The 25,511-nt window shown below is 56.6% G+C and carries 28 protein-coding genes; 8 read left to right on the top strand and 20 right to left on the bottom strand.

Annotated features, from left to right (window positions below):
* Positions 1–20: 20 nt before the first annotated feature.
* The 7 genes from ABJF76_RS13380 to ABJF76_RS13350 all read right to left on the bottom strand — a co-directional run bounded on the left by ABJF76_RS13380 (position 21) and on the right by ABJF76_RS13350 (position 4,566).
* Positions 21–1,025, bottom strand: a complete 1,005-nt coding sequence (locus tag ABJF76_RS13380) for a BMP family lipoprotein (RefSeq protein ID WP_413819620.1) — start codon at positions 1,023–1,025, stop codon at positions 21–23.
* A gap of 206 nt (positions 1,026–1,231) precedes the next feature.
* On the bottom strand, positions 1,232–1,642 hold the full coding sequence (locus ABJF76_RS13375) for a GNAT family N-acetyltransferase (protein ID WP_413819621.1): 411 nt from the start codon (positions 1,640–1,642) through the stop codon (positions 1,232–1,234).
* The gene (gene tsaB, locus ABJF76_RS13370; RefSeq protein ID WP_413819622.1) at positions 1,639–2,214 is read right to left on the bottom strand and encodes a tRNA (adenosine(37)-N6)-threonylcarbamoyltransferase complex dimerization subunit type 1 TsaB; all 576 of its coding nucleotides are present in this window, start codon (positions 2,212–2,214) and stop codon (positions 1,639–1,641) included. Before tsaB ends, ABJF76_RS13375 begins: the two co-directional genes overlap by 4 nt.
* Positions 2,215–2,229: 15 nt before the next feature.
* Positions 2,230–2,793, bottom strand: coding sequence for a NifU family protein (locus tag ABJF76_RS13365; RefSeq protein WP_413819623.1), 564 nt, complete (start codon positions 2,791–2,793; stop codon positions 2,230–2,232).
* Positions 2,794–2,878: 85 nt separating this feature from the next.
* Positions 2,879–3,334 (bottom strand): universal stress protein, encoded by a 456-nt coding sequence (locus ABJF76_RS13360; protein WP_413819624.1) that lies wholly within the window; start codon positions 3,332–3,334, stop codon positions 2,879–2,881.
* 73 nt (positions 3,335–3,407) lie between these two features.
* A complete protein-coding gene (locus ABJF76_RS13355) occupies positions 3,408–4,268 on the bottom strand; it encodes a branched-chain amino acid aminotransferase (RefSeq protein ID WP_413819625.1) in 861 nt (286 codons plus the stop codon).
* A 43-nt stretch (positions 4,269–4,311) separates the two neighbouring features.
* Positions 4,312–4,566 (bottom strand): hypothetical protein, encoded by a 255-nt coding sequence (locus ABJF76_RS13350; RefSeq protein WP_413819929.1) that lies wholly within the window; start codon positions 4,564–4,566, stop codon positions 4,312–4,314.
* A 163-nt stretch (positions 4,567–4,729) separates the two neighbouring features.
* Between ABJF76_RS13350 and ABJF76_RS13345 the strand changes: the two genes are divergently transcribed.
* The 3 genes from ABJF76_RS13345 to ABJF76_RS13335 all read left to right on the top strand — a co-directional run bounded on the left by ABJF76_RS13345 (position 4,730) and on the right by ABJF76_RS13335 (position 6,248).
* The gene (locus tag ABJF76_RS13345) at positions 4,730–5,446 is read left to right on the top strand and encodes a M48 family metallopeptidase (RefSeq protein WP_413819626.1); all 717 of its coding nucleotides are present in this window, start codon (positions 4,730–4,732) and stop codon (positions 5,444–5,446) included.
* A gap of 98 nt (positions 5,447–5,544) precedes the next feature.
* Entirely contained in the window at positions 5,545–5,895 is a 351-nt protein-coding gene (locus tag ABJF76_RS13340; RefSeq protein WP_413819627.1) for a YigZ family protein, read from the top strand.
* Positions 5,896–5,978: 83 nt separating this feature from the next.
* Positions 5,979–6,248, top strand: a complete 270-nt coding sequence (locus ABJF76_RS13335; RefSeq protein WP_413819628.1) for a DUF6455 family protein — start codon at positions 5,979–5,981, stop codon at positions 6,246–6,248.
* Here ABJF76_RS13335 and trhA read toward each other — a convergent pair.
* From trhA to rimO, 4 genes are all read right to left on the bottom strand, one after another.
* Positions 6,231–6,863 (bottom strand): PAQR family membrane homeostasis protein TrhA, encoded by a 633-nt coding sequence (gene trhA, locus ABJF76_RS13330; RefSeq protein WP_413819629.1) that lies wholly within the window; start codon positions 6,861–6,863, stop codon positions 6,231–6,233. The genes ABJF76_RS13335 and trhA overlap by 18 nt on opposite strands.
* A 48-nt stretch (positions 6,864–6,911) precedes the next feature.
* The gene (locus tag ABJF76_RS13325; RefSeq protein ID WP_413819630.1) at positions 6,912–7,292 is read right to left on the bottom strand and encodes a thiol-disulfide oxidoreductase DCC family protein; all 381 of its coding nucleotides are present in this window, start codon (positions 7,290–7,292) and stop codon (positions 6,912–6,914) included.
* A gap of 60 nt (positions 7,293–7,352) precedes the next feature.
* Complete coding sequence (locus tag ABJF76_RS13320; RefSeq protein ID WP_413819631.1) at positions 7,353–7,700, bottom strand: hypothetical protein; 348 nt, start codon at positions 7,698–7,700, stop codon at positions 7,353–7,355.
* A 157-nt stretch (positions 7,701–7,857) separates the two neighbouring features.
* Positions 7,858–9,255: a 30S ribosomal protein S12 methylthiotransferase RimO gene (gene rimO, locus ABJF76_RS13315; RefSeq protein WP_413819632.1), complete on the bottom strand. Its 1,398-nt coding sequence runs from the start codon at positions 9,253–9,255 to the stop codon at positions 7,858–7,860.
* A 102-nt stretch (positions 9,256–9,357) separates the two neighbouring features.
* On the opposite strand from rimO, the gene ABJF76_RS13310 reads away from it, so the two are divergent.
* A complete protein-coding gene (locus tag ABJF76_RS13310; RefSeq protein WP_413819633.1) occupies positions 9,358–11,307 on the top strand; it encodes an AsmA family protein in 1,950 nt (649 codons plus the stop codon).
* 78 nt (positions 11,308–11,385) lie between these two features.
* Here the strand turns inward: ABJF76_RS13310 and ABJF76_RS13305 are convergent, their stop codons facing one another.
* The 6 genes from ABJF76_RS13305 to ABJF76_RS13280 form a co-directional block, all read right to left on the bottom strand.
* Positions 11,386–12,882 carry a phosphomannomutase/phosphoglucomutase gene (locus ABJF76_RS13305; RefSeq protein ID WP_413819634.1) on the bottom strand — a complete coding sequence of 499 codons (1,497 nt, stop codon included), beginning with the start codon at positions 12,880–12,882 and terminating at the stop codon, positions 11,386–11,388.
* 5 nt (positions 12,883–12,887) lie between these two features.
* Positions 12,888–13,721, bottom strand: coding sequence for a 3-deoxy-8-phosphooctulonate synthase (gene kdsA, locus ABJF76_RS13300; protein ID WP_413819635.1), 834 nt, complete (start codon positions 13,719–13,721; stop codon positions 12,888–12,890).
* A gap of 1 nt (position 13,722) precedes the next feature.
* On the bottom strand, positions 13,723–15,423 hold the full coding sequence (locus ABJF76_RS13295; protein WP_413819636.1) for a capsule biosynthesis protein: 1,701 nt from the start codon (positions 15,421–15,423) through the stop codon (positions 13,723–13,725).
* Positions 15,401–16,060, bottom strand: coding sequence for an ABC transporter ATP-binding protein (locus tag ABJF76_RS13290; protein WP_413819637.1), 660 nt, complete (start codon positions 16,058–16,060; stop codon positions 15,401–15,403). The genes ABJF76_RS13295 and ABJF76_RS13290 overlap by 23 nt, the downstream gene beginning before the upstream one ends.
* 383 nt (positions 16,061–16,443) lie before the next feature.
* On the bottom strand, positions 16,444–17,475 hold the full coding sequence (locus ABJF76_RS13285) for a permease (protein ID WP_413819638.1): 1,032 nt from the start codon (positions 17,473–17,475) through the stop codon (positions 16,444–16,446).
* Complete coding sequence (locus ABJF76_RS13280) at positions 17,468–17,812, bottom strand: ArsR/SmtB family transcription factor (RefSeq protein WP_413819639.1); 345 nt, start codon at positions 17,810–17,812, stop codon at positions 17,468–17,470. The genes ABJF76_RS13285 and ABJF76_RS13280 overlap by 8 nt, the downstream gene beginning before the upstream one ends.
* Before the next feature lie 193 nt (positions 17,813–18,005).
* Here ABJF76_RS13280 and ABJF76_RS13275 point away from each other — a divergent pair, with 193 nt between their 5' ends.
* From ABJF76_RS13275 to ABJF76_RS13260, 4 genes are all read left to right on the top strand, one after another.
* Positions 18,006–18,578, top strand: coding sequence for a uracil-DNA glycosylase family protein (locus ABJF76_RS13275; protein ID WP_413819640.1), 573 nt, complete (start codon positions 18,006–18,008; stop codon positions 18,576–18,578).
* Positions 18,579–18,681: 103 nt separating this feature from the next.
* Positions 18,682–19,470: an SseB family protein gene (locus ABJF76_RS13270; RefSeq protein WP_413819641.1), complete on the top strand. Its 789-nt coding sequence runs from the start codon at positions 18,682–18,684 to the stop codon at positions 19,468–19,470.
* A 152-nt stretch (positions 19,471–19,622) separates the two neighbouring features.
* The gene (locus ABJF76_RS13265; RefSeq protein ID WP_413819930.1) at positions 19,623–20,147 is read left to right on the top strand and encodes a YHS domain-containing (seleno)protein; all 525 of its coding nucleotides are present in this window, start codon (positions 19,623–19,625) and stop codon (positions 20,145–20,147) included.
* A gap of 11 nt (positions 20,148–20,158) precedes the next feature.
* Entirely contained in the window at positions 20,159–20,665 is a 507-nt protein-coding gene (locus ABJF76_RS13260) for a rhodanese-like domain-containing protein (RefSeq protein ID WP_413819642.1), read from the top strand.
* Between the two features lie 117 nt (positions 20,666–20,782).
* On the opposite strand, the gene mdoH is transcribed toward ABJF76_RS13260, so the two are convergent.
* Genes mdoH through ABJF76_RS13245 form a run of 3 tightly spaced genes read right to left on the bottom strand, consistent with a single transcriptional unit; the run spans position 20,783 to position 25,424 of the window.
* The gene (gene mdoH / locus ABJF76_RS13255) at positions 20,783–22,636 is read right to left on the bottom strand and encodes a glucans biosynthesis glucosyltransferase MdoH (RefSeq protein ID WP_413819643.1); all 1,854 of its coding nucleotides are present in this window, start codon (positions 22,634–22,636) and stop codon (positions 20,783–20,785) included.
* Entirely contained in the window at positions 22,636–24,192 is a 1,557-nt protein-coding gene (locus ABJF76_RS13250) for a glucan biosynthesis protein (RefSeq protein ID WP_413819644.1), read from the bottom strand. Before ABJF76_RS13250 ends, mdoH begins: the two co-directional genes overlap by 1 nt.
* Positions 24,168–25,424 (bottom strand): OpgC family protein, encoded by a 1,257-nt coding sequence (locus ABJF76_RS13245; protein WP_413819645.1) that lies wholly within the window; start codon positions 25,422–25,424, stop codon positions 24,168–24,170. The genes ABJF76_RS13250 and ABJF76_RS13245 overlap by 25 nt, the downstream gene beginning before the upstream one ends.
* Positions 25,425–25,511 lie beyond the last annotated feature (87 nt).

Below are 25,511 nucleotides of genomic sequence, written 5' to 3'. Positions count from 1 at the left end.
AAAACGTTTGTGATGCCGACTTAGAAGTCCAGAGCGGGGCAGCTGTCGTTGGCGTAATAGGCCACAACTTCAAGATCGCCCGAAATGATCTGTTCGCGCGCTGCGTCAACAGCGGTTTTCATGTCGTCCGAAACCAAAGAGGCGTTGTGCTCGTCCAGCGCATAACCCACGCCTTCTTCCGCCAGACCCAGCGTTGTGAAACCACCGGTTTCCATCGCGGCGCCCGCCTTCATTGAATCATAAACTGCAACATCCACACGTTTCAGCATCGATGTTAGAACCTTACCGGGGTGCAAATAGTTTTGGTTGCTGTCCACACCGATCGACAAGATGTCTTCGTCAGCGGCCGTTTGCAAAACGCCAACGCCTGTACCGCCCGCAGCGGCGTATACAACATCAGCGCCTTGGCTGATTTGCGCTTTGGTCAGCTCGGACCCTTTTACCGGGTCATTCCAAGCAGATGGCGTTGTGCCGGTCATATTGGCAATGACGGTCGCGTCGGGGTTAACTGCCTTAACACCCTGCGCAAAGCCACAGCCAAAGTGGCGGATCAGCGGGATGTCCATGCCGCCGATAAAACCGACTGTGCCTGATTCTGACGCCATAGCGGCCATCATACCGACCAGATACGATCCTTGGTGTTCCTGAAAGCCAATCAACTGAACGTTGGCCGGCACTTCGGGCATCCATCCGTCAATGTTGACGAATTTTGTATCGGGATAGTCAGGGGCAACAACGCTGACGGGATCGGCAAAGGCAAAGCCAGTCGTGATGACGGGGTTTGCGCCGGATTCGGCAAAGCGGCGCAGGGCTTGTTCGCGTTGTGCTTCGGATTGGAGTTCGATTTCAAAGAACTCGCCGCCGGTTTCTTCGGCCCAGCGTTTGGCACCATTAAAAGCAGCTTCGTTGAAGGATTTGTCGAACTTACCACCAAGATCAAAGATCAGGGCAGGGTCGGCCAATGCGGCACCGGCGGACAATGCCAGTGCGGCGCTTGCGCCGAGAAATTTCTGCATGAGTGTCATGTTTTCAGGTCTCCCGAGTTTATGGTTGGGGCGGTGCCAGCAGCACGGCACGCCCGGGATCGCAGTGATCATACGGGATTAGGCCGCAGGGGCGGGTTGGGGTCAACCGCTTTTTAACGCGTCGGGGTGCATCAGGTGGGCTGATAGTGCGCCGCGCTCAAGCCTTAGGCGTGGGTTTCTGCGTCGCCTTTGTGTGCTGTGGATTTTCAAGCGGGCAGGGGCGCGCGCATCACCAACGCATCAATTTTGCTCGTAGGTCTGGAATAGTAGCCCGGTCTGCGCGCGATCAGGTCGAAACCGTGGCGTTCATAAAGCGCGATGGCGGGGGCGTTGTCGGCTGCAACTTCAAGAAAGGCGGTTTGCGCGGAGGCGCTTGCTGTCGTCATCCACCGGGTCATTAAGCAGGTCGCGATCCCGCGCCTTTGGTGATCGGGGTGGGTCGCAATTGTAAGCAATTCGGCTTCGCCCGCGACGGCGCGCCAAAGGGCAAAACCATGTGGTGCGCCTGTCAGATGGCAATGCGGACTATCAAGCATGTCGCGGAACTCTTGGGCGTTCCATGATCGGTCTGCGGTGAATGCAGCGTGATGCAAGGTGGCAAGGTCGCCCGGTGTCACGACAAAACCTTGGGCGGCGCGTCTCGGGCTGGGGCGGCATCGGGCGCACGCACATAATAAGGGGCAGGGGCCGGGCAGGGTGCAGGCCAAAGTGACGCCGCATGTTGCGCGATAGCTTTTGCTAAGGCAGACGGGGTCGGTTGCGGTGCCGGATTTGGCAACTCGTCTTTTGGAACAAGCCGTGGGCCTTGTGCATCACTTATGTAAACCATGTCGCGCGGGGCGCCTATGGTGACGGTGGTGCCGGGCAAAGCGATGCGCGCGTGGGATTGGAACCCTGTTACGCCATAAGCCGGGATCGCAAGGCCCAAGGCGACTCCACGCGCGGCAGAGACCCCGATGCGGATGCCCGTAAAATTACCCGGGCCTGTGCCCACAGCCAGCGCGTCAAGGTCGGACCACGTAACGCCTTGGCTTGTTAGCGTTTCTTCAAGCAAGAGAATAAGTCGTTCGGCCTGTCCGCGAGTCATATCTTCGGCAACGCAAGCGATCACATCACCCCCGCGCACAAGGGCGGCCGCGCAGTATGGACCAGAGGTGTCAAAGCCCAAGATCAGCGGATCGTTTTTCATGTCCGCGTCAGCGCATCAGACCGCGACAGGGCGGACTTCGGTGACTTCAGGAATATAGTGGCGAAGCAGGTTTTCGATGCCCATTTTCAGCGTCAAAGTTGACGATGGGCAACCGGCGCACGCGCCCTGCATGTGCAAATATACGACACCGCGGTCAAAGCCGTGAAACGTGATGTCGCCGCCATCTTGGGCAACGGCTGGTCGCACGCGGCTGTCCAAAAGTTCTTTGATTTGACCAACCACGGCTTCGTCTTCGCCATTGTGGTCTGCATGGCCGGATGCGGGGGCGTGACCTTCATCCATGACCGGTTGGCCGGATTGGAAGTGTTCCATGATCGCGCCCAAGAGTGCGGGTTTGATGTGATCCCAATCGACGTTGTCGGCCTTGGTCACAGTCACAAAATCGGTGCCAAAAAACACACCCGTAACACCGTCGACCGCAAAGATTCGATTTGCGAGCGGAGATTTCACTGCTGCCTCAGCCGTCGGAAAATCTGCGGTGCCCATTTCAAGCACTGTCTGGCCCGGCAGGAACTTAAGCGTGGCGGGGTTGGGTGTAGATTCGGTCTGGATGAACATTGGCGATCTCCTGAGTGTTACACTAAGATATGCGCCCGCACGTTCGCCAAGTCAAGGTTTGGAATGATTCTAAAGTGGTGGACGGTTACGTGATCGCTTCTAACCGTTCTTTACTAAGATCACCCGGAACGATGGTGATGGGGATCGGCAGGTTACCCGCATTGCGCGTCAATTGCGTAACCAGCGGGCCGGGGCCCTTTTTATGGGTGCCTGCACCCAGAACCAGAACGCCGATTTCAGGATCTTCGCGCACATGGGTCATGATTTCATCCACGGGCTGGCCTTCGCGAATGATCAGCTCGGGGTCCACGTTTTGTTTGTCGCGCATCCATTTGGCGAAGACTTCGAAGTGGGCTTGAATACGTTCACGTGCCTCTTCACGCATGACGGCACCGACGCCAATCCAGTGATTGAACTCGTCCGGAGAGATAATGGAAACGATCGCAACACCGCCCCCGGTGCGCGCTGCCCGCATCGCGGCAAAGCGCATCGCGTTCAGGCATTCTCGGCTGTCGTCCAGAACGACCAGAAATTTCCGCATGACAGGCCCCTTGTGATCTGCGCGATCAACATGACGCCGCGCGTAGGCTCTGGCAATCGAAAGTTGCGCGCCGTTAACTTGAGGCGGCCCAGTCCCAATACATTTCGCGCACGCGGCGGGTCACAGGACCGATCTGATATTGCGTGTCCTCAAAGACGGTAACAGGGGTCACCTTCATCATGTTTCCTGACAAAAAGACCTCGTCGGCATCAGCGAAATCCGCGAAGCTTAGCACGGCTTCATGTACTTCGGTGCCGTCAGCGCGCAGGTTGGATATGTGGCGTGCTCGCGTGATGCCCGCCAGGAACGTACCGTTCGGGATGGGCGTAAAGACCGCGCCGTCCTTAACCATAAAAACGTTCGCGGTGGCGGATTCAGCCACATTGCCCATAGCATCCGCCACCAATGCGTTGCCAAAGCCGCGTTTGCGAACCTCTGTCAGCATACGGGCGTTGTTGGGATAAAGGCAGCCGGCTTTGGCATTTACCACGTTATCTTCAAGCACGGGGCGGCGAAATTGTGTGCGGCCCAGCGTGGTCGACGCGTTTTGATCAGCCATCGGGATTGCCTCAAGGCTGATGGCAAATCCGGTCGCGTCGGCCTTTGGCACGATGCCAGACGCGTCACCATCCAGCGCCCAATACATCGGGCGAATATACACAGCGTCTTCAGGGCCATAGGCCTTCAACCCTTCGCGGGCGGCTGTGATGATGTCGGCCGTGGCCATCGTTGGGGTGATCATCAAGGCCTCGGCGGAACGGTTCACGCGGGCGCAGTGCGCCTCTAGGTCAGGGGCGCGGTTGTCAAAGAAACGCGCGCCGTCAAATACAGTGGTCCCAAGCCACGACCCATGGTCCGCGGCGCGCATGATCGCCAAATCTTCGTCATGCCATGCACCGTTGAAGAAGGTGCGGATTTTTGTGCCGGTTGCCATATGGTATCCTTTGTTGCGCGCGCGTCAGGCTACCATAGGTGGGTCACAGGTCCAGACCTTTCCCGTCGGCAGGGGCCAGTTGATACGCCCCCTCTGGCAGATCAAGCGCCGCTGCAAGATCGCGCACCTGTTCAAGTGAAAGCGTAACGCGCACCATGCGTTCGGTGCGGGGATCAAACTGTTCAACTGTGATGCATTCAGCGAACGTATTGACGATCACATCTTCTTGCAAAGGGGTCGCGCCCTCGTCCACCAGCGTTATAACAGTCGCGTCGAATTCGTGCTCAATCGTAAACATGACTTTAGAATAGGCCATGAGCGGAGATTCGCGAAGCGCTGTGTGATGGCTCAAACTGGGCATGATCGGGGCTGTAAGCCGAATGCGCCCATGATACGCTTGGGTTGTAACGGTTGTGGAATTAGCGGCTTTCGAGTGCCACGTGAAAAAAGGAACAAAAATTATGATCCGTATGTTGGCTGCCATGGCTCTAATGGTTTTCGCAGCGGCCTGTGACGACGTGACGACAAATTCTGCACCGATTGCGCCGCCGCTCGCGCAAGGCGAAGTGCCCGACGAGTTGCGCACAGCAGATCAAACCGGGCGTGCCTTTGCGACCGTTGTGTCCCGTCTGGAACCGGTCGCAGAGCGCGTGTGCCGCGCAGAGACATCGGGCGTGAATTGCGACTTCCGCATTCTGATCGATGATCGCCCCAACCAACCGGCCAATGCGTTCCAAACATTGGATGAAAACCAACGCCCCCTTTTGGTTTTCACCCTTGGGCTTCTGGAAGAGGCGCGAAATGCCGATGAAATTGCTTTTGTCATGGGCCATGAAGCTGCGCACCATGTCGCGGGCCACATCGCGCGCCAAAAGCAGAATGCCGCGGCAGGGGCGGTGATTTTTGGCGGGCTGGCGTCGATTTCCGGGGGTGACCCCAGCGCGATTGAGTCCGCGCAACGGATCGGTGCACAGGTCGGTGCGCGCAGCTATTCCAAGGACTTTGAGCTGGAAGCAGACGCGTTAGGAACCGTGATCACCGCGCGAGCGGGGTATGATCCGGTGCGAGGTTCTGAATTCTTCAACCGCATCCCTGATCCCGGGGATCAGTTCCTAGGCACGCATCCCCCCAATGCACAGCGCATCGAAATTGTGCGACGGACAGCGGCTGGGCTTTGATTGGCACTGGTTTTGCAGCGTAAAAATCGCGGGACGGCTGACACAGTCTTTTCCGATGCTGCCGTCAACGGATACGACTTTTCGGCAGGGGGGCGTGGGTGAAGCAGCTTGGGCAAATCCTGACGGATAAAGGGTCAAAATACGCGGTTTCAGGGTGCCCTGTAAAAGACCGCGCCGCGATTGACGCTGCCCTCAAGTCGCTGAAACAAGATCGCGCCTATGCCAAGGCTACCCACAATACGTGGGGTGCGAACCTCGCGGATGGTGGGTTGATCAAAGGCGATGACGGCGAATCCGGTGCCGGTATGGTTATTCTGCGGATGTTAGAACGCGAAGGGCTGCGCGATCATTTGATTGTCGTGACGCGTTGGTACGGCGGTAAACATCTGGGCGGAGATCGGTTTCGCCACGTACAGACCTGTGTGCGCAGTTATTTGGACGCGCTTTGATCTGGATCAAGGCACGTTCGGGCAAAAGGTGGAAAGGTGGAAAGGTAGGGGCAACTCATCCCAACCGAAAAGGCACCAAGCCGATGACCACAAATCGTTTGAAACTGCATGCTGCTATTGTCGATCAAATGGCGCACACGCGCGGGGTCGACCTTGAACAGGCCGCGCTGCGCGGGGATATCAGCACCGATGAGATCTCGGATTTGGTATTGCGCTGCGCGGGGTGCACCCAGACGCAGACCTGCCAAAACTGGCTTGTGGATCAAGTTGGGACAGCCTCTGACACGCCGCACTACTGCCGAAATGCGCATGCTTTCAAGGCTTTGGCGGTTGCCTCAGCTCGAGATACCTAACCAAACGGCGCAGAAAAAACAGGTTGATGCGGCCAGTACAAAGGCATGCCAGACAGCGTTTTGATAGCGCATGTCGGGGTAGCGATAGACCAGCGTGCCAAGCGTATAAAGCAATCCGCCGCCAACGATCAGGCCGACAGATAAGGGTGGAAGGGCCTGTGTCATCGGCCAGATTAAAAGAACGCTGGCCCATCCCATGCCCAAATAAACCGGCAAGGAACGGCGCGATTCCGTGCTCCAAAAACTAAGTTTTCCGACGACACCGAAAAGCGCGACCAGCCACACACCAGCCAAGACGGCATAGGCGAAAGCGGATCCAATAAGAACGACAAGTGGCGTGTAAGTGCCCGCAATCTTGAGATAGATCGCCGCATGATCAAACCGCTGGAACACCGGACGCCAACGATCCCACGGCGTCATGTGGTACAGCGCCGAGATCACAAGCGACAGTGCCAACAGGCCTGCGTATATGCTTGTCGCTGCGATCTGAGGCGCGTCTTGCGTCTGAATGACATAGATCATCAAAGCGATCCCCGCGACGGAGACTGCGATGATGCCAATCAAATGGATGGATGCGTCGGCGAGCGTTTCACGTATTGAATAGGGGTATGACATGGGTCTCACGCTGGTTTGAATTTTGCGGGCAGTCTAGGCCTAAAACCCTCACAATTGTGTTGACGTTGCGCCACGGCGGCGCAGGTGCCAGCGATAAATCAGCGGCGCAAGCATATGATCGTAGGCAAAACTCGATAGCCAGTGCAGGCCGGGCAAGGCGACAAGCCGAGCCAACCAGCGATACCGGGGCATGTCTTTCCACAACACGATAAAGGCGGGGATACCGGAATGGAGCTGGCCGTCTTTCAGAACATAAAGCCTGCGCGCGGCAGCATCTTGGGTCAGCCCCCAGTCATTTGCGATGTCTTCGTTCAGGTCCTCAAACCGGATGGGCAGACCTTTGCGCCCTGCATAGGACACATAGTGATCGATCTCAAAACTGCATACGGGACAGTCGGCATTGTAAAGGACGCGAGTTTCATCAGGCATAAGGGGTAAGTATGTGGCTCATCGCCCGCGCTAAAGTGGCAATGCGTCGCAGGCCCGGCTTTAGCGCGGTTTATTGCCGTCGATCCAACGCGACATCATCACCTTATCCTTAAAACACTCTGCCGGAATCTGACGCCGTTTCAGCCGCGCAATGCGTTCGGCAAACTGCACCTGTTTGGCACTGGGATAGGCGGCAAACTTACCTGTCGGTGCTTGCTTTACGCGGTCAATCCATGCCGACAACCCTGTCTTGTCACGCAGCAAGCCTGAGGGGAGCTTTTCACCGGTCTTTGCAGCCAACGCGCGGGCAAAAGCGATTTGCTTTTCCGTCGCAGGGGCAGGCGGTTCGATGGCCAATGCCCCTTGAGCGGGATCAAACAGGCCGAGTTGGTGTGCGTGATAGGACATGGATGTTCTCCGTTCTCAAGTTTGAGAACAAATATAGAACATTTATGCAAAAATGCAAGGGGAGGGCCATTTTCGGGCCCAATCAGAATTTTGAAAGGCATTTGCGGTATGCGCATGCCCAGCACGCAACCGCCGCAAAAATAGGTTTAGCGGTGATCTAGACCAGTTGCCCCCAAAGGTCATATTCACCCGCTTCGTCCACTTTGACGGTGACGATGTCGCCGGGGGTCAGGTGCTCGAATCCTTCGTCGATGAACAGATTGCCATCAATTTCGGGGGCATCGGCCTTGGTGCGACAGGTCGCGGCCTCATCGTCGACCTCGTCCACAATGACTTGCAACGTTTGGCCAACCTTGGCTTCCAACTTGGCCTCTGAAATGGCTTGGGCTTTGGCCATAAAACGATCCCAGCGATCTTGTTTGACCTCAGCGGGCACATGGTCAGGCAGCGCGTTTGACCGTGCGCCTTCGACGTTTTCATACTGAAAACAACCAACCCGATCCAATTGCGCCTCGTCCATCCAATCCAGCAAGGTTTGGAATTCAGCCTCGGTTTCGCCGGGATAGCCGACGATAAAGGTCGATCGCAGGGTCAGGTCCGGACATATGTCGCGCCACGCTGCAATTTCGTCCAACGTTTTAGCCGCAGCTGCCGGGCGGGCCATGCGTTTCAGAACATCCGGGTGGGCATGTTGAAACGGAATGTCGAGGTAAGGCAACACCAAACCATCGGCCATCAATGGGATCAATTTGCGCACATGCGGGTAGGGATAGACATAATGCAGGCGCACCCACGCCCCCAAAGACCCCAGATCGCGTGCAAGATCGGTGATGTGAGCGCGGTGGCCGTTCGCTTCGACGTGCTTGATATCGACCCCATAGGCCGAGGTGTCCTGCGAAATCACCAGCAATTCGCGCACACCCGCATCGACCAACTTTTCGGCCTCGCGCATCACCGCATGGGCGGGACGACTGGCAAGCCGTCCACGCATGTCGGGGATGATGCAGAACTTGCACTTGTGATTGCAGCCTTCCGAGATTTTCAAATAGCTGAAATGGCGCGGTGTGAGAGAGACACCGCTGGCCGGAAGCAAGTCAATAAACGGGTCAGGATCGGGGGGCACAGCACTGTGCACCGCATCCAACACCTGTTCGTATTGATGCGGGCCGGTCACGGCCAACACCTTGGGGTGCGCGCCGGTGATGTAATCCGGTTCTGCCCCAAGGCAGCCAGTGACGATGACTTTGCCATTTTCACTTAACGCTTCGCCGATGGCCTCAAGGCTTTCGGCCTTGGCACTGTCAAGAAAGCCGCAAGTGTTCACAATCACCGCATCAGCGCCCGAATAATCAGGCGAGATACCGTAGCCTTCGGCGCGCAGGCGGGTCAGGATGCGTTCGCTGTCGACCAACGCTTTGGGACAGCCAAGACTAACCATACCGATGCTCGGTTGGCCGGGGCGGCGTTTGGCATCGATTTTTGCGCTTGGCGCAGTCTCATCAAACCGCGCCTTTGGCGCGAGATCAGGGCGGAGGTCAGGCGGGTTTGTGCTCATATGCAGCCTCTTAGGGGAAAGGGGACGCCGGGAAAAGGGTTGGGATGTGTGCATGTGCTGCGCTAAGCTGGCGTTAATCGTCATAAGAGCGGAGCAGAACGCATGAAATGGATATCCCGGTTGATCGGCTTTTTCGTTGTCCTTGTCTTGGTGGGGGTCGTGTCGTTGTTCTTTTTACCTGCCGACCGGATCGCGCGGCTTGCAGCAGATCAGATCCGAACGGCAACCGGGCGTGATGTGAACATTACCGGTGATGTGTCGATGACGTTGTTTCCCGTGTTGGGTGTCAGCGTCGGCGGACTTGAGGTCGGTAATGCTGAATGGTCCGAACAGGGCCCAATGCTGACGGCGGAAAACGCGGCGATTGGTGTGGATGCCATGGCATTGCTACGGCGCGAAATACGGATCACGAATATTGAGGCCACGCGCCCGACCATCCGGCTTGAAAGCCGCAAAGACGGGCGTGCCAGTTGGGTGTTCACAGATGCCAGCGGTGCTGCCCAAATCGAAACCGAGGTCGCACCTGCCGAACGCACGCCCCAAGCCGTGTGGATTGAAAGACTGTCAATCACGGGCGCCACCTTGATCTATGATGCCGAAGGGTCTGACCTCGTGTCCTATTCTGGGGTCGATTTGACGTTGGATTGGCCCGAACGGTTGGGGGCTGCGGATATTGTCGCGTCCTTACGGCCAGCGGGAAGCGACGTGAATGTACGCGCCACTATTGGCGGGTTTGCGGGCTTTATTGCTGGGCAAGTGCAGGGTGTGAATGCCACTGTTTCAGCAGGTGGCGGCACTTTAACCTTAAATGGGCGTGCAAGCACGGCTGGGGATGTGGCGGGACGTTTGGCGTTGGATATGCCGAACACCGATGCGTTCTTGGGCGCACTTGGTTTGCCGCAACCTGGCTTGCAACAGGGGTTGGGACAATCTGTTGATCTTGACGCAGACCTGACGTTGACGGCGGACCGCCGACTGTCTTTGCGCGACTTGTCAGTGGATCTTGGGGGGAATGCACTGGGCGGGGCGGCTGATGTCAATCTGAACGGCACGCCACAGATTAATGCGCAGTTGAATGCTGGGGCGCTCGACTTGAGCCGTGCCACAGGCGGGGATGCTGGGCCAAGTACGGGTAACGCAGAAACCGGCAGCGGCTGGCCTACAGATGGAATTGATGCCAGCGGGCTTGGTGCCTTTAACGGCGAAATTGCGTTAAGCGCGACGTCTATCGACCTTGGGACGTTTAAGTTGGGCCAAACCCGCACTTTGCTGCGCAACGACAACAGCCGCATGGTGTTTGAGTTGCGAGAAGTGGCGGCCTACGGCGGCACAGTGACGGGCGAATTTGTGATGAACAATCGTTCGGGCCTGTCAGTCGGGGGTAAAATCAACGCAAGTTCGATCGATGTGCAGGCCGTGTTGACGGATGGTGCGGGCATTGACCGCCTGACAGGCGATGCCAATGCCGAGATGAGCTTTCTAGGTGTCGGTCAATCGGTGGATGCGATTATGAAATCGTTGTCAGGCAAGGGCGCGATTAGCTTTGGACGCGGGACGATAATTGGTTTTGATCTCGACCGATTGATGCGGTCTGGACAGTCGAGCGGGGGGACGACCGTGTTTGACAGCCTTGGTGCCTCATGGTCCATCGACAAAGGCGTGATGCGAAACGATGATTTGCTGTTGAAACTCGCCAACTACGAAGCACGCGGTGTAGGGCAAGTTGGCCTTGGCGCGCAAACGATTGATTATACGTTCACGCCGGTTGCATTGCGCGCCAATGAAGGTAACGGAATTGCGATTCCGGTGCGTATCCTTGGGCCATGGTCTGATGTCAGCATTCGGCCCGACCTTGAGGCGGCGATTGACCTGAACCTTGGCGCCAAACTGGAAGAGGAAAAGGCGAAGCTGGAAGCGAAAGCAAAAGAGGCGGTGCGGGCCAAAGTGGCTGAGGAGTTGAACATCACTGATACTGGCCAAGACCTTGAGGATGCGGCCAAGGAAAAATTGCAAGATGAGGTCAAGAAAGGTTTGCTGAAGTTGTTTGACTGACAACGGGGCCGAGGGCGCACGACACGTGCGCCTTACGAAGGGGCGTTTCGGTAAGGCGCACGTGTCGTGCGCCCAACCTCAGAAAGTCTGGTCGTACTCGCCCACATTGGGTTGCAGTCGGATCACAGCGTCGAAATCTGCAAAGATTGCGCGTAAATCGGCGTCTGACTCTGGGCTTTCGCAAACCACCACCAGGTTGGGCGTGTTGGATGACGCACGCACCAAGGCAAAGCCGCCGCCCGCTAGCATCACGCGTGCTCCGTTTACCTTGACGATGTCTGTGATGGCATGGCCTGCAAGAGACGCACCGGCTGCCTGCATTTCATCCAACCGCACCATGATGCGGTCCAGCGTTTCATATTTTTCCGTGTCAGCACACCACGGCGCCATGGTTGGCGTGGTATAGGTCTTGGGTAGGGCGGAATGTAGATCGGACAAAGACTGATCTGGGTTGCGATCCAAAAGTTTGCAAATTTCGACAGCCACGCGCATCCCGCAATCGTATCCGCGGCCAATTGGAGCAGCCATGAAGTAGTGGCCTGACTTTTCAAAGCCAGCCAATGCACCCAATTCCTTGACACGGCGTTTCATATGGCTGTGACCGGTTTTCCAGTAATCAACCTTAGCTCCAAGGGCCTGCAATTCAGGATCTGAAGCAAACAGACCCGTCGATTTCACATCCGTAACGAATTGCGCTCCAGGATGCAGTTTGGCCAAATCGCGCGCAAGGATCACGCCCATCTTGTCGGCAAAAATCTCGTCGCCGGTGTTGTCGACAACACCGCATCGATCACCGTCTCCGTCAAAGCCAAGGGCAAGGTCAGCGCCGCTTTCACGCACAGCATCCGCCATGTCATGCAGCATTTCCATTGCTTCGGGGTTTGGGTTGTAGTTGGGAAAGGTGTAGTCGGGCGTGGTATGGCGGTGCACGACTTCGACCCCGATCCGTTCCAGCAGCTGCGGCGCAAAGGCCCCAGCCGTGCCGTTGCCCGTGGCGCACACGACCTTCAGCTTACGCGACATTTTGAAGTCACCTACAAGGTCATCAAGATAGGCCTCGCGCACACCGTTAACGTATTCATAACCGCCATTCGGGCGTGCTTTGCCTTGTCCGGATAGAACAATCTCGCGCAATTCGCTCATCTCGCTGGGACCGTGGGTCAGGGGGCGTTCAAAGCCCATCTTAACCCCGGTCCATCCGTTGGGATTGTGGCTGGCTGTGACCATCGCAACTGCGGGCATATCCAGATGGAACTGCGAAAAATAGGCCATGGGGCTAAGGGCTGGACCAATGTCACGCACCTGTATGCCGGCCTGCATAAGCCCAAGGATCAGCGCATTTTTGATCGCCAAAGAATAGTCACGGTAATCATTGCCAACGGCGATCAGCGGTTCGATGCCACGGCGGTGCATCTGCGTGCCAAGGCCAAGGCCAAGGGCCGTCACGCCGGGAAGGTTAATGTCTTCGGGAAACTTCCAACGCGCATCATATTCGCGAAAACCCGTGGGCGCGATCATCGGGTCGCGCAGGAATTCCCATGTGTTGGGTGTGACAGTCGCGTTGGGTTGTTTCATGTGGCCTACAGTGTGATGGGGTTGGCTTTGGCCAATTTGTCCATTTGCATCAACAAGGTGATGAGAGCGGGCATTTGGTCAAGGTAGATCATGTTCGGCCCGTCGCAGGGGGCTGTGTCAGGATCTTGGTGGGTTTCCATGAATATGCCCGCAACACCGATCGCGGCCGCTGCGCGCGCCATGACAGGCGCAAGTTCGCGCTGCCCGCCCGAAGACCCGCCAAGTCCACCGGGCTGCTGCACGGAATGGGTGGCATCCATTATGACGGGATAACCAGTCTGGGCCATCTGTGGCAGGGCACGCATATCGGTCACAAGAGTATTGTACCCAAAGGACGCGCCGCGCTCCGTCAACATGATTTTGTCATTGCCGGTGCTGGCGATTTTGGCGGCAACGTTGGCCATATCCCAAGGCGCAAGAAACTGACCTTTTTTGACGTTAATGATCGCGCCAGATTTGCCGGCCGCAATCAGTAGATCCGTCTGACGACACAGATAGGCCGGGATTTGCAACACATCTACGGCCGCCGCCGCAGGGGCACACTGACTTTCGTTGTGGATGTCCGTCAGCACCGGCACACCTATGGTTTTGCGCAGGTCTGAAAGAACCGCCAATCCTTTGTCGATGCCCAGCCCACGCGATGCGTCCGCCGATGTTCGATTGGCTTTGTCAAAGGATGACTTAAAGATGTACTGCGCGCCTGCGGCCTCGCATGCTTCTTTCATCACACCAGCGATCATCTGCGCATGGTCTGCAGATTCCAGTTGGCAAGGTCCAGCAATGACCGTCAAAGGACGATCATTGCCGATGGTCAGGTCGGCGACCGAGACGTGTTTCATATTAGCTGGTTACCTGTTCTCTGAGGATGGACGCAGTAAGCGAGATCATCAGATAGATGCCTGCAAAGACGATGAATGCCAAGATCGTGTTTTCAAACGAGCGAGGATAGGACGCTTCTTCGCTGGCAATTGGATCAACGGCGACAGTCAGATAGCGCACCTGGCGCGAGGCTTCGACACGGGCCTGTTCCATTTGTTGTAACGCCGATTGCATCATCAAGTCGCGTGCCGCTAAATCAGCCTGTGCGATTTGTAAGCGCGCGGCCAATTCGGCAAGCGAATTTTCGCCCTGCGACACATCCGTCATCTTATCGTTCAACAGACCTAACTGGGTCTTTAGAACGCCAAGCGAACCCTGCACCCCATCCACGCGGCTTTGGTTGGGCCGAGCGTTGTTAAGTAAGCTACCCAGTTCGATTTCTTTTTCGATAATCTGAGTTTCTAACGCCGAAATCTGTGTCCGGTACGAGGCTATGACGCTTGCAGGATCAAGGATCGCACCATCAATCTGCAGGCGCACCATGGCTTCTTGCGCGGCGCGACGATCCGCTTCGGCACGGTCAAAGCCGTCTTGAGCATCGCGCATTTGATCGCCACGCTTTTGAGCAGACAGGTTGTTCACCCGCTCTTCGGCGTATTTGATCAGCTGCCGCGAAAAGTCAGCCGAGATTGCCGGATCGGCGGCTGCGACCTCCATTCGGATCATGCCTTCGGTCGGATCATAACCGATTTTCACGTTCTTCTTGTAGATTTTATAGGCTTCTTCATTGGTCGGATCGTCACTTAGGCGTTGGATTGGGTCGATCCAATCCTGAGTAAAGTGCGATTTAAAGCCGACATCGCGATCCAATCGCAGCATCGCATCCTTGGACTGCAAAAATCCCTGGACGGCGATACTGTCTGAATTGGTGGCAAACTGCGTGGGCAACAAGCCGCCCAATGGGCCAGCGCCGCCTGATCCCTCGTTCTGAATGATGAGGAATTCGGACTTGGTCGCATACATGGGCGTTGCGATCGCGTAGAAATAGTACCCTGCCAGCAATGTTGGAAGCATCACAAAGAACGCAAGGCGCACCAGCAACAGGCCGGTCTTTTTGCGGCGGCGGCGGCCAATGTCGCGCTGAATATTGCGCATTTCTTGCGCGCGGCGATCTGCCGGGCTGACCTCGGTAGAGGGTAGTTGTTGTTTTTGAACTGGTACGGTTTGTGGCAGTTGCACGCGCGCAGCACCTGCGCCCCCTGTCGTGGCGGGGAGGTTGGCAAATGCATCGGGCGCGCCGCCTTCGTGCTGTTCGGCCCCGGCTTGCGGGACAACAAGTTCCAGCATGTTGGTCCGCTGGAATGGGTCGATACCTTGATTGCGCAACAGGCGAACGGCGTCAAAATCCGAAGTGGCTGGCAAGTTGTGCTTTTGAGCGATGCGGCGCGCCATGCGCAACTGACGACCCGTCAGCCCTTCTTGGCGGATGGAATCGATGGTGTTTTCGCTGGCCACTTGTGCAGCAGAAGACACATCACCTGTCGCGGCGGCTGCCTTTCGAGGGGCTGCGCCCGCCTTGGTGGATTTCGGGCGGCGTGGGGTCGCGGCGACGGCGGCGTCGTTGCCAACGTCATCCTCCGCATTTGGTGTTGCGTTCGACGATTCGGTCAACGGGGTTGCCCGCTTGATCCGAAACTTTCTAGCTTTGGGTTTCGTAGTCATAAAGCCGTTTTGCCTCTTCCAGCGTGTCAAACATATGCAATTGGCCATCCAAAAGGACGGCCGCCGAGCGCGCGAATTTTTCGAGCGTCTGGGCCTGGTGCGACACGATAACAATTGTTGTTGTGCGTAAGCGCTCTTGCAGCACTTCGCCCGCCTTGCGGTTAAATTCGACGTCAGTGGATGACGGCATCCCCTCGTCGATCAGATAGATGTCAAAATCCAGTGCCAGCATCAGCGCAAACGAAAAACGCGCGCGCATGCCTGACGAATAGGTGCCAATAGGTTGATCGAAATATTCACCCAAGCCACACAGCCAGCGGCAGAAACTTTCGATATAGTCGGGGTCCAACCCATAAAGCCGGGCGATATACCGACAATTTTCATGTGCCGAAATTTTAGGGATCACACCCCCCATAAAGCCCAACGGAAACGAGATGTTGCACCCACGTCGAATTTCGCCTTCGTCAGGTTTTTCCAAACCCGCCATCATGTTGATAAGTGTGGTTTTACCGGTGCCATTGGGGGCCAGAATGCCAAACGAATTGCCCAATTCCACACGGAAAGACACCTTATCAAGGATGACCTTGTGTTGTGTGCCGGTCCAAAAAGATTTGGATACGTTTGAAAATTCTAGCATCTCCGTTGCTCCGCGGTGTGCTTCAAGTTGCCCCCCGTTTACAGGTGGGGCGCCGGTTCCCTCCTTACCAGAGGTGTATGAACCGTTTAGTAACTGACTTTGGCGACATTATGTCCAAGTTTACGATAAATGTACAGGTTCGCCGACATACTGTTGTCGGGGAATAAACAACGAATTTAACCCGTAACACTATCGCGAATGGGGTGCGCATAATCTGTTTAAGCTGGGTTAACCGTTTTATTTTAGAGGGTTGCAGTGGTTCTGCATCGACGCAACTGGTGCGTAAAAAGGTTCTGATTGGGCGATTGAGCCGCCGAGGCGCCGAATTGGGCAGTGAGGCGAAACACGGCAGATCACAATGCGGTTAAGCCAATGTCTTTGCGTTACGTTAACGTTTGCCAAACCATTCCTGCGATGATCGAACCAGTCAACGCAAAGCCTAAATAGGCGGCAAAGACCCGTGGTTTGACCAGTGCCCAAACCGCAATTGCTGCTGGAATAGAGCTGACACCACCTGCGATCATGAATGACATTGCCGCCCCGTTTGACATGCCTTGATCCAACAGTTCCGCCACCAATGGTGCGGCTGCATAACCGTTTAGATATGCTGGCATGCCAACGAACGCGCCTAAGATCACTGTGCCAAGGCCGTTTCCACCCAGCACTTTCGCAATAAGGCCTGCGGGCATGTAATGAACCATCAACGCTTCGATGACATAGGCCAATGTGAGCCATTTCAGCAAGAATGCGCCGTTTTCGATTGCGGTGTCGCGAAAGGTCTGTGTGCGGTCCTTGTGAACCCAGAAGCGCCAGACAGGGGCCGATGAAAACGGTTTTTTGGCGCCACAGCCACCGCCGACCTGTGGGTTTTCGCGTAAAGGGCTGGTGAAAACGGGGGTGCCCGACAGCAACAACGTGCCGAACCCGCCAAATATGCCAAGGCTGACAGCGGCGAGCGTTTTGGCCACCGCGAATTCTATGCTGATGGCTCCGGTTGTGATGGCGAACATGGCGGGGTCCATCAACGGGGATGCAAGCCAGAATGCCATGACAGCGCCAAGTGGTGCACCGACTGCCAACAATGCAGCAATGAAAGGGATGACTTCGCATGAACAGAACGGTGAAAGCCCGCCCAGCATCGCGGCCAAGATGATCATGCGGGCTGGGTTGCCCTCAAACGCTTTGGCCAGTAGGTTTTCTGCTCCCGTCGCCTTTAGGTAAGCCACGGCCAACACTGCAAAAACGATGAAGGGCGCAGTGCCTGCCAGTGCTTTACCTGCAAAGGTTAGGGTTGCAATAAGCTGGGTTGGGTCGAATACCGCAACCAATATCAACAACGCAGCCGATAATGCCCAAGCGTTACCGAAACGTTTGCGCAACAAGACGGCGGGTGGCGTTGTCGTTGTTTCAGCCATGGTCATAATCCTTGTCTGGGGTCACGCCGTCAGCGCAACATTCAGTTAACAAAAAGGCCGACAGACTTTGCACTTGATCAAAGGCTACAGCGGCGCAGATGATTGACCGTCCTTGGCGTGTTTGCGTCACAAGGCTGGCAGCGGCCAAGATTTTCATATGGTGCGTTAAAGTTGACCCGGTCACTCCGGTGCGTGTGCCCAATTCGCCGATGCTTAGCCCTTCGGGGCCAGCGCGCACTAAGGTGCGCAAGACAGACAGACGTTGTTCGGACCCAAGGGCGGCAAAGGCGCTGGCGGCTTGGATGAGGTCGGGTAGGGGGTGCGATTCTATTTTCATATTTCTAGAGATATCGAAATAATTGCACAGCACCAAGCATTATTTCGACAAAGTTCGAAATGAAGGCGGCAGCCTAAAATGAGACTTGAACAACCCACACTCCTCCGCCACCGTTTCATAGAGGGGGCCCAATGCCTAACACGACATTCTAGAATGGTCCCGGCAACCAACGGGTCCGACGAGAAAGCAAAACATGCAAACACTGATCACCCAGATGCGCGCCTGCACGCTGTGCAAGGATTTGCCGCTTGGGCCCAAACCTATCTTTCAACTTGATCCCAGCGCGACGATTCTGATCGTGGGACAAGCGCCGGGCAGGATCACTCATAAAAAGGGCCGCCCTTTTGACGACCCTTCCGGAGAACGCCTGCGGGCGTGGATGGGTGTTGACAAGACCACCTTTTATGACGACCCGCGCATGGGGATTTTCCCGATGGGGCTGTGTTTCCCGGGAACGGGGGCAAGCGGTGACAATCCACCACCACCGATTTGCGCACAGACGTGGCGGAAGCCTGTGATGGATGTTTTGCAGAACGTGAAGTTGACCCTTGTTCTGGGGGCCTATGCGATTGGATGGCACTTGCCGCAGCTCAAAGGAAGTTCTGTGGTCAAGGCCGTACGCCATGCCAGTGATGGGCGAGATGGCGTATTTGTGTTGCCGCACCCAAGCCCGCGCAACAATCGGTGGCTGCGGCAAAACTCGTGGTTTGAACAGGATGTGGTGCCGCGTATCCAAGACACGGTACGCCAGTGTTTGGGGGGCTGACTTCGGCAAACATAGCTTGCCACACCCGCCGTCTCACTCTACCGCAGTGCTGTCGTAATTTCCGCGGTCTGTCGTATCGCGTCGTACTGAAAGAAGACCTTGCATGACCCAAACACCGCTAGACCTTGCGCACGCCGCAATGCAGGCCGCCCCCGATGATGACGCCGCCCGCTTGCGGTTTTTCGAACGGCTTGGCGATGCGGAACTGTTCATGTTGTTGGAAGGTGAACCCGTTGGGGATGCGATTACGCCGCAAATTTTTGACCCCGGCACCGGGTCAATCGTTTTGGTCTTCGATCGTGAGGAACGATTGACCGGGTTCGTCGGGGCCGAGGCACCCTATGCGGCGTTATCGGGGCGATTGATCGCGGGGCTTTTGGCGGAACAGGGATTAGGACTTGGGCTTAACCTTGATGTGGCGCCGTCCTCGTTTCTGTTGGACGGTGATGGGGTGCAATGGCTGGCGCAGACGCTGGGCCATGGCCCGGACGAAATCGAAGCGCGGTTGGCCGAAGTTTCCGCACCAACGGGCCTGCCAGATACATTGATCACAGCGCTTGATACAAAGCTGGCCACAGCAACGGGGTTGGCGCAGATGGCCTATTTAGTGGCCAGTGTGGACACAGACGGCAAACGTTCGCACCTGTTGGCCTTTGTTGGTGCAGCCCCGGGGGCAGAGCCTGCACTGGCACGCGCCGCATCCGAGGCGTTGACGTTTTCCGGTATTGAAGCAGGCGCGATGGATGTGGGCTTTTTTGATGCTGCGGACCCGGTTACGGCGCGATTGGCGCGAGTTGGGCTGCGGTTTGATCTGCCGCAACCGGCCCCCGCGCACGTGCCTGACGCACAAGCCCCGGGTTCGGACCCGGCCCGCCCGCCACGCTTGCGCTGATTCCACGGATCACAAACGACGCGTACCTGGTCACATAGCCGCGAGGCCACATGACAGGCTGCCCAATCCACCTCTATGTTAAGGAAACGGCGGTTTTGCCGCCCAATTCCTGCTGACTCGATTCCATTCCGCCTAAAGGACCAAGACCGATGATGAACCGCTTCACCATGACGATCGCCGCCGCCGCGAGCACCTTGGCCTTTGCAACGGCCGCTTTTGCAGGGCCGCAATATATCGACCGCACCGGGTATGCTGCTTCGGGATATGATGTGGTGGCGTATTTTTCCCTTGATCAAGTGCCTGTTGGGCAAACGCAAGCCCGCGCTGTGTCCGGTGTTGCTGACATCACGGCAGAATACAATGGCGCGAAATTTGCATTCTCAACGACCGAAAACCGCGACACGTTCCTTGCAAACCCAGCCAAATACGCGCCGCAATATGACGGCCACTGCGCCTACGGCGTTGCACAAGGCAACAAAGTTCCTGCCAACCCGAACTTGTGGCGCATTGTGGATGGCAAGTTGTACTTGAACATCACAGTCGACATCGAAGACTATTGGGAAGACAACATTTCCGGCAACCTTAAGAAATCTGAAAAAAACTGGGGATGGCTGGAACGCCGACGGGCATCTAGGGACCGGATTCCGCAGTTTTCAAGTTCAGCGCCTGAAACGTAAGGACAAATACCATGACTGACGGCCCTAAGACCAAATCTGCACATGGCAAACGTCCGACACGCATGGCGCGCCGGGCATTTATTCTTGGCGGTGGGACCGCGGTTGCGGGTGGGGCGATCTTCGCCTCGTATTGGTTTAACATTGGGGCGCAGGCCAGCGGCGAAGGTGTGCTAAGCACGCCTGATGCCCACCGCGCTGCCGTTGCCGGGGATGTCTTGCTGATCGACATCCGTCGACCTGACGAATGGAAGCATACGGGCGTTGGCGAAGGAGCCATGCCGCTTGATATGCGGCGCAAGGATTTTACCGATGTGCTGCTAGAACGCACAGGCGGGCGCACCAATACGCCAGTTGCTTTGATCTGCGCGCGCGGGGTGCGTTCGCGTGCCATGACGGCGCGGCTGCAACGGGCGGGCTTTACCAACATCATTGATGTGCCCGAAGGCATGTTGGGATCAGGCGCTGGGCCAGGTTGGCTAAAGCGCGACTTGCCGACAGTAGTTTGGAAACCAGAATAACGTCTGTTTCCGTCCCATAGATTTCCTATAAACCATCGCAGTTTTTGCGCGTCGCATGTCAAAGATGTGACACGTAGCAAGCAACGCTTCACACCCTCTGCATTTTAACGTTTTGGCTTACTCAGCTGGGATTTCCGAGGTTTCGACCTCGGGGTCTTCGATCTGTTTGCGCAGATCAGCACGCGCAGTTCGGGCGCGCGCAACGATGGTGGGTTCGCGCAAGGTCAACGGATTATCAAGGCGCAGGATGTGCGACGTCGTTGCGCTGAGGGCAGACAGCGGCACGGCCAATATCAGGCTGGCCATAATCGGCAACAACCACCACGAAACCAGACCAGCCGTCAGCCCGACCAGCAGCAAGACACCCAGCACGGTTTCGATCCAGTGGAATTTCACCAGTGTTGAAAACGGATAGGCTCGCGCGTCGCGTTGCTGAGGCTGCCAGCCAGAGCCGCGCCCAAACAAAGATCGCAGTACTGCACGAGTTTGTTGGATCATCATGATTGGCGCGTAAGCCACCGAAAGGACCAGTTCGAGCACAACTGCGATGGTAAATGACCGACGCCCGCCAAAAAGTTTCACTGCCTTCGCGTGCGCGATTATGATGCCCGCGCTGGTGATTTTTGGCGCCAGCAGCATCGCATACATCACCACCAGAAAGACCGCGCTATCGATGTGGGTCATAGCCGGGGGCCAGTTTGGGAACAGCGGATTGGCTTCGTTGAAGTAAGAAATCACGTTGGTTTCAGAATCCCGCCCCAACAGCGCCCAAAAGACCAGCAATACAAACCATGCGGGCGACATAAGATAGGCCGCAGCACCTTGAAACAGGTGAAAGCGGCTAACGGGATGAAGTCCGCGCGTGGTCAAAAGGCGCAAATGTTGCAAGTTGCCTCGGCACCAGCGGTTGTCGCGCAGGACATAATCGATCAACGTGCCGGGCGTTTCTTCAAAGCTGCCGGACACGCGCGGTAAAAACCGCACACGCCATCCGGCACGACGCAGCAGGGATGCTTCGACAAAGTCATGGCTCAGGATCAAGTCTTTGCGCCCCGTTAAGCTACGCAAATGCGGCAGGCCTGCGGATGATGCAAAAGCACGGGTGCGAATAATCGCGTTGTGACCCCAATAGTTACCTTCGGTGCGGGCCCAATGCGCAAGTCCTTCGGCCAGTAACCAGCCATAAGCGACATTGGAAAACTGTTGCATACGTGCAAACAGCGTGCCTGCCCCGATCAACTGTGGAAAGCTTTGGATGAGGCCGGATTGCGGATCAGCCGCCAGTTCGCAGGCCAGCCGATCAATGGCGCGTCCGGTCATTAGGCTGTCGGCATCCAGCACAAGCATCGATTCGTAAGCGGCACCCCACCCGGTGACCCAATCAAGCAAATTGCCCACTTTACGATCGATATTGTCATCGCGACGCCGGTAATACACGGGAAAGGGGGCAATGGCCTGTAAGGCCTCAAATGCCTGCCATTCCTGAGCAGCAATTGCGTCATCACGTGTGTCGGACAGAACAAACAGACTGTAGCGATGCCCGCCAGTTTGATGCGCCAGATCGTTCAACATCGCCTCGGCGTTGCCAAACACATCCCAAGGCGTTTCGTTATAAACCGGAACCAGCAAGGCAACATCCAAAGGCGCGGCCTGTGCGGTCTTTTCTTCGGCTTCAAGCCGCCCCAGAAGGCCAACCGTCACAGTCGATACCGCCAGTGTGACCCAGACAAAGGTCAGCCCGATCAATGCCAGCAGAAAATATTCCAACGTGGTCATGCCGGACGGTTCGAACAGGCCGTGAAACGCCCAAATCATCAGCCCTGTTGTCACCAACGCAGGCACAAAGACGGCAATACGCCACAACGGATCACGCTTATTGCGCGCCGCGTGCGACACTTGCGGAGCGGCAGAAAAGTCCTGCTCGGGCATCGCAAGCGGCGCAGGTTGTGGCATGTTCCGAGGATATGACATCAGGTTTTTGTCCACCGATAAAGCCATACTTCGCTGAGTGCTTCGCCATCAAGGCGCAATTGGGCACGGAATTCGGCCCATCGGGCGTCGCCAGGTTTAAAGGTAAAGGCAAGGCGCGGCCCGCCAGTGGCGGGGTTGCGTTGCACGATGCCTTCCGTGACCTCGCCAGCAGAACTGCGCACAAGGCGTTCGATCTTGGATACATCTTGGGGGACGTGGGCGGCGTTTTCAAAGTCGAGGGCAAAGATACGCCCACCTTCGGGGCGCCCACCGGCGGCTGTGTTGATGACACGCAGCGGCATCGCGGCTTTCGGCGCTGGATCGCTGCCCCAATCAAGGCGATACGTCATGCGGTGCGATGTGCCAGCTTCGATGTCGGCCGAAGGGCGCCAAAACGCGACAATGTTGTCGTAAATTTCAAGGTCAGCAGGGATTTCGATCAGTTGCACGTGACCGCGACCCCAGCCTTCGCCGGGGGTCACCCACAGGCCGGGACGGCGATGATAAAGCGCCTCAAGGTCGTTGAAATCCCCAAACGATCGGGCGCGTTGCATCAGGCCAAAACCGCGCGGGTTCATATCGCTAAAGGAACTGATTTGCAGTGACGTCGGGTTGGCCAAGGGCCGCCAGATGACTTCGCCAGCACCATTGTGGATCATCAGCCCGTCGCTGTCGTGCACGGCAGGGCGGAAATCGTTGAACCGCTGGCGGTCTGTGTCATCAAACAAGAACATCGATGTCAGCGGCGCAATGCCAACATGGGTCAGCGTGTTGCGTGCAAAGATCTCGGCTTCGACCTCCATCGCCAGCGGTTGGCCCGGCGTGATAGCAAAACGGTAGGCCCCCGTGCAGGAGGGGCTGTCGAGCAACGCATGAAGGATAATCGTCGGCGCGCCAGTTTTAGGGCGTTCCAGCCAGAAATGGGTAAAGTCAGGAAATTCCTCGCCCATTTGGTCGCCGGTTTTCAGCGCAAGGCCGCGTGCCGATAGGCCATACACATTGTCGGACCCGATGCCGCGGAAATAGCTGGCACCTTGGAACACGGCGTATTCTTCAAAGATGCCGGGCTGGCGCAATTCGGCGCGCATGCGTAGGCCGGAATATCCCAACGTGTCGTCTGTTGGCACGTTAGGGAACTTGTCGGTGGTGTCAAAAACGCCCAAATCGAACTGCATGGGACGGGCTTGCCCGTCTTCGACCACATAGGTGCGGACCGCCTGCGGGTAATACAACCCCGGTGGAAACACATCGACACGTTGTGGCGCATCCGTGTTTTCCCAAAGGGCATTGCGGGCATCAAACCAAATCTTGCGATACTGGTCGTAGGTTAGGTTCTGCCACGCCTCTGGAATCAGAGGGCGGGCTTTGTAGTCGCGGCGCGCCATTTCGCGGGCACGTTCGATGACGTCTGAGGCAGAAAACGATGTCGCATCTCCCAGCTGCAATCCGGGCACGTCTGCCTCTTGCGCCCAGCTTGCGCTGGGGGCGGCAGCCAGTGCGGCGATTGCAGACAGGAATTCGCGTCGCAGCATCAGCGCGCCACCTTCGGTTTCCATGGTGTGCCTTTGAACCACCCAGCCAAATAGGCTGTCAGGATCAAACAGCCGCAGCCAAACAGGTTGACGGCCCAAACCGTGCCAACCTCGCGGCCCAGCATGTCCAAGGCAAAACCATTAAAGCGGGCCACAAAGATCGACACAACAAAGACGGCCAGCGACTGTTGTCCCACTCTCAGGATGATCTGAAGGACAGGCCCCCAAATGCGACCCAATGTGCTGGCCCCGGCGCGGATGCGGTTACCTTTGTCACCAGCAATGACCCAAGCCAAATAGGCCAGTGACAAGAATTGGACATACCGCAAAATGCCGAAATCGGATTTGGAAATCCAAGGGCGGTTTTCAATGCGCCAATCGCGGGCCCAATCAAAGCCGAACTCACGCACGCCGATGCTGGACAGCGGCACATTTGCCAATACGAAAAACGTAGCGATCGCGATCAGCACAGGCGTCACTGGCGGTTTGGGAATCCAACCGCGCATAAACGCAAACCCTGTAAAGAAGACCAGTTGCCAACCAAAGGGGTTCAAGAACCAGCGTCTTTGCCAATCATCACGGCCAACCCACGGTTCGGCTGTGAAGTTAAGGTAGGGCAGCCCGAGGGCCTCCATGAAGCCGCGTTGCGCAAAGAACCACATGGTCAAGCTGACGACCGCTAGCAAGGCGAAATTGGTGCGCCCCAGCACAATCACCACCGGCATCATGGCCAGAATGACCATGTACATCGGCAGGATGTCGAACAGGTTGGGCACCCACTGCAGGGTCATAAACCGGTACAGCATGTCTGGGTTTGTCCAATTTTCGCTTTCGACAAACAGCATCCAAAGATTAAGCTGCCCCCAGTAATTTCGTTCGGTGAATGTGAGATCTGACAAAAAGGCCAACATGCCAGCCGTGGCAAAGAACAGGCCGATATGGGCCCAATATACTTGCCAAATGCGGTAAATCACCCGGGCTGTTCCTAAAAACCATCCCGACCTGTCAAAGGTCGCGCCAAAGGCGATGGCCGATGCCATCCCGGAACAAAAGACAAAGATCTCTGTGGCGTCGGAAAATCCAAAGCGGGCTGGAATCCATCTGGTGAACATGTTGCCCGGCGTGTGGGCAAACAGGATGATGAACATCGCAAGTCCACGAAAGAAATCTAAGCGAATATCGCGAACACGAGGTGTTGCGACAGGGGCTGCGGCCGCAGGGGACGCGCTTGTTTGTGTTGGATCGGCAAATGTCATGGCCGGTTATTAATCTTCTTTGTTATGAGAGTCTTGCCCCGCGCGTCGTCACACATAAGAATATGTGACGAAACCACGCGGGCAACA

Source organism: Tateyamaria sp., assembly GCF_039940735.1.
Lineage (GTDB): Bacteria > Pseudomonadota > Alphaproteobacteria > Rhodobacterales > Rhodobacteraceae > Tateyamaria.
This window is presented reverse-complemented; position numbering and strand designations above follow the sequence as displayed.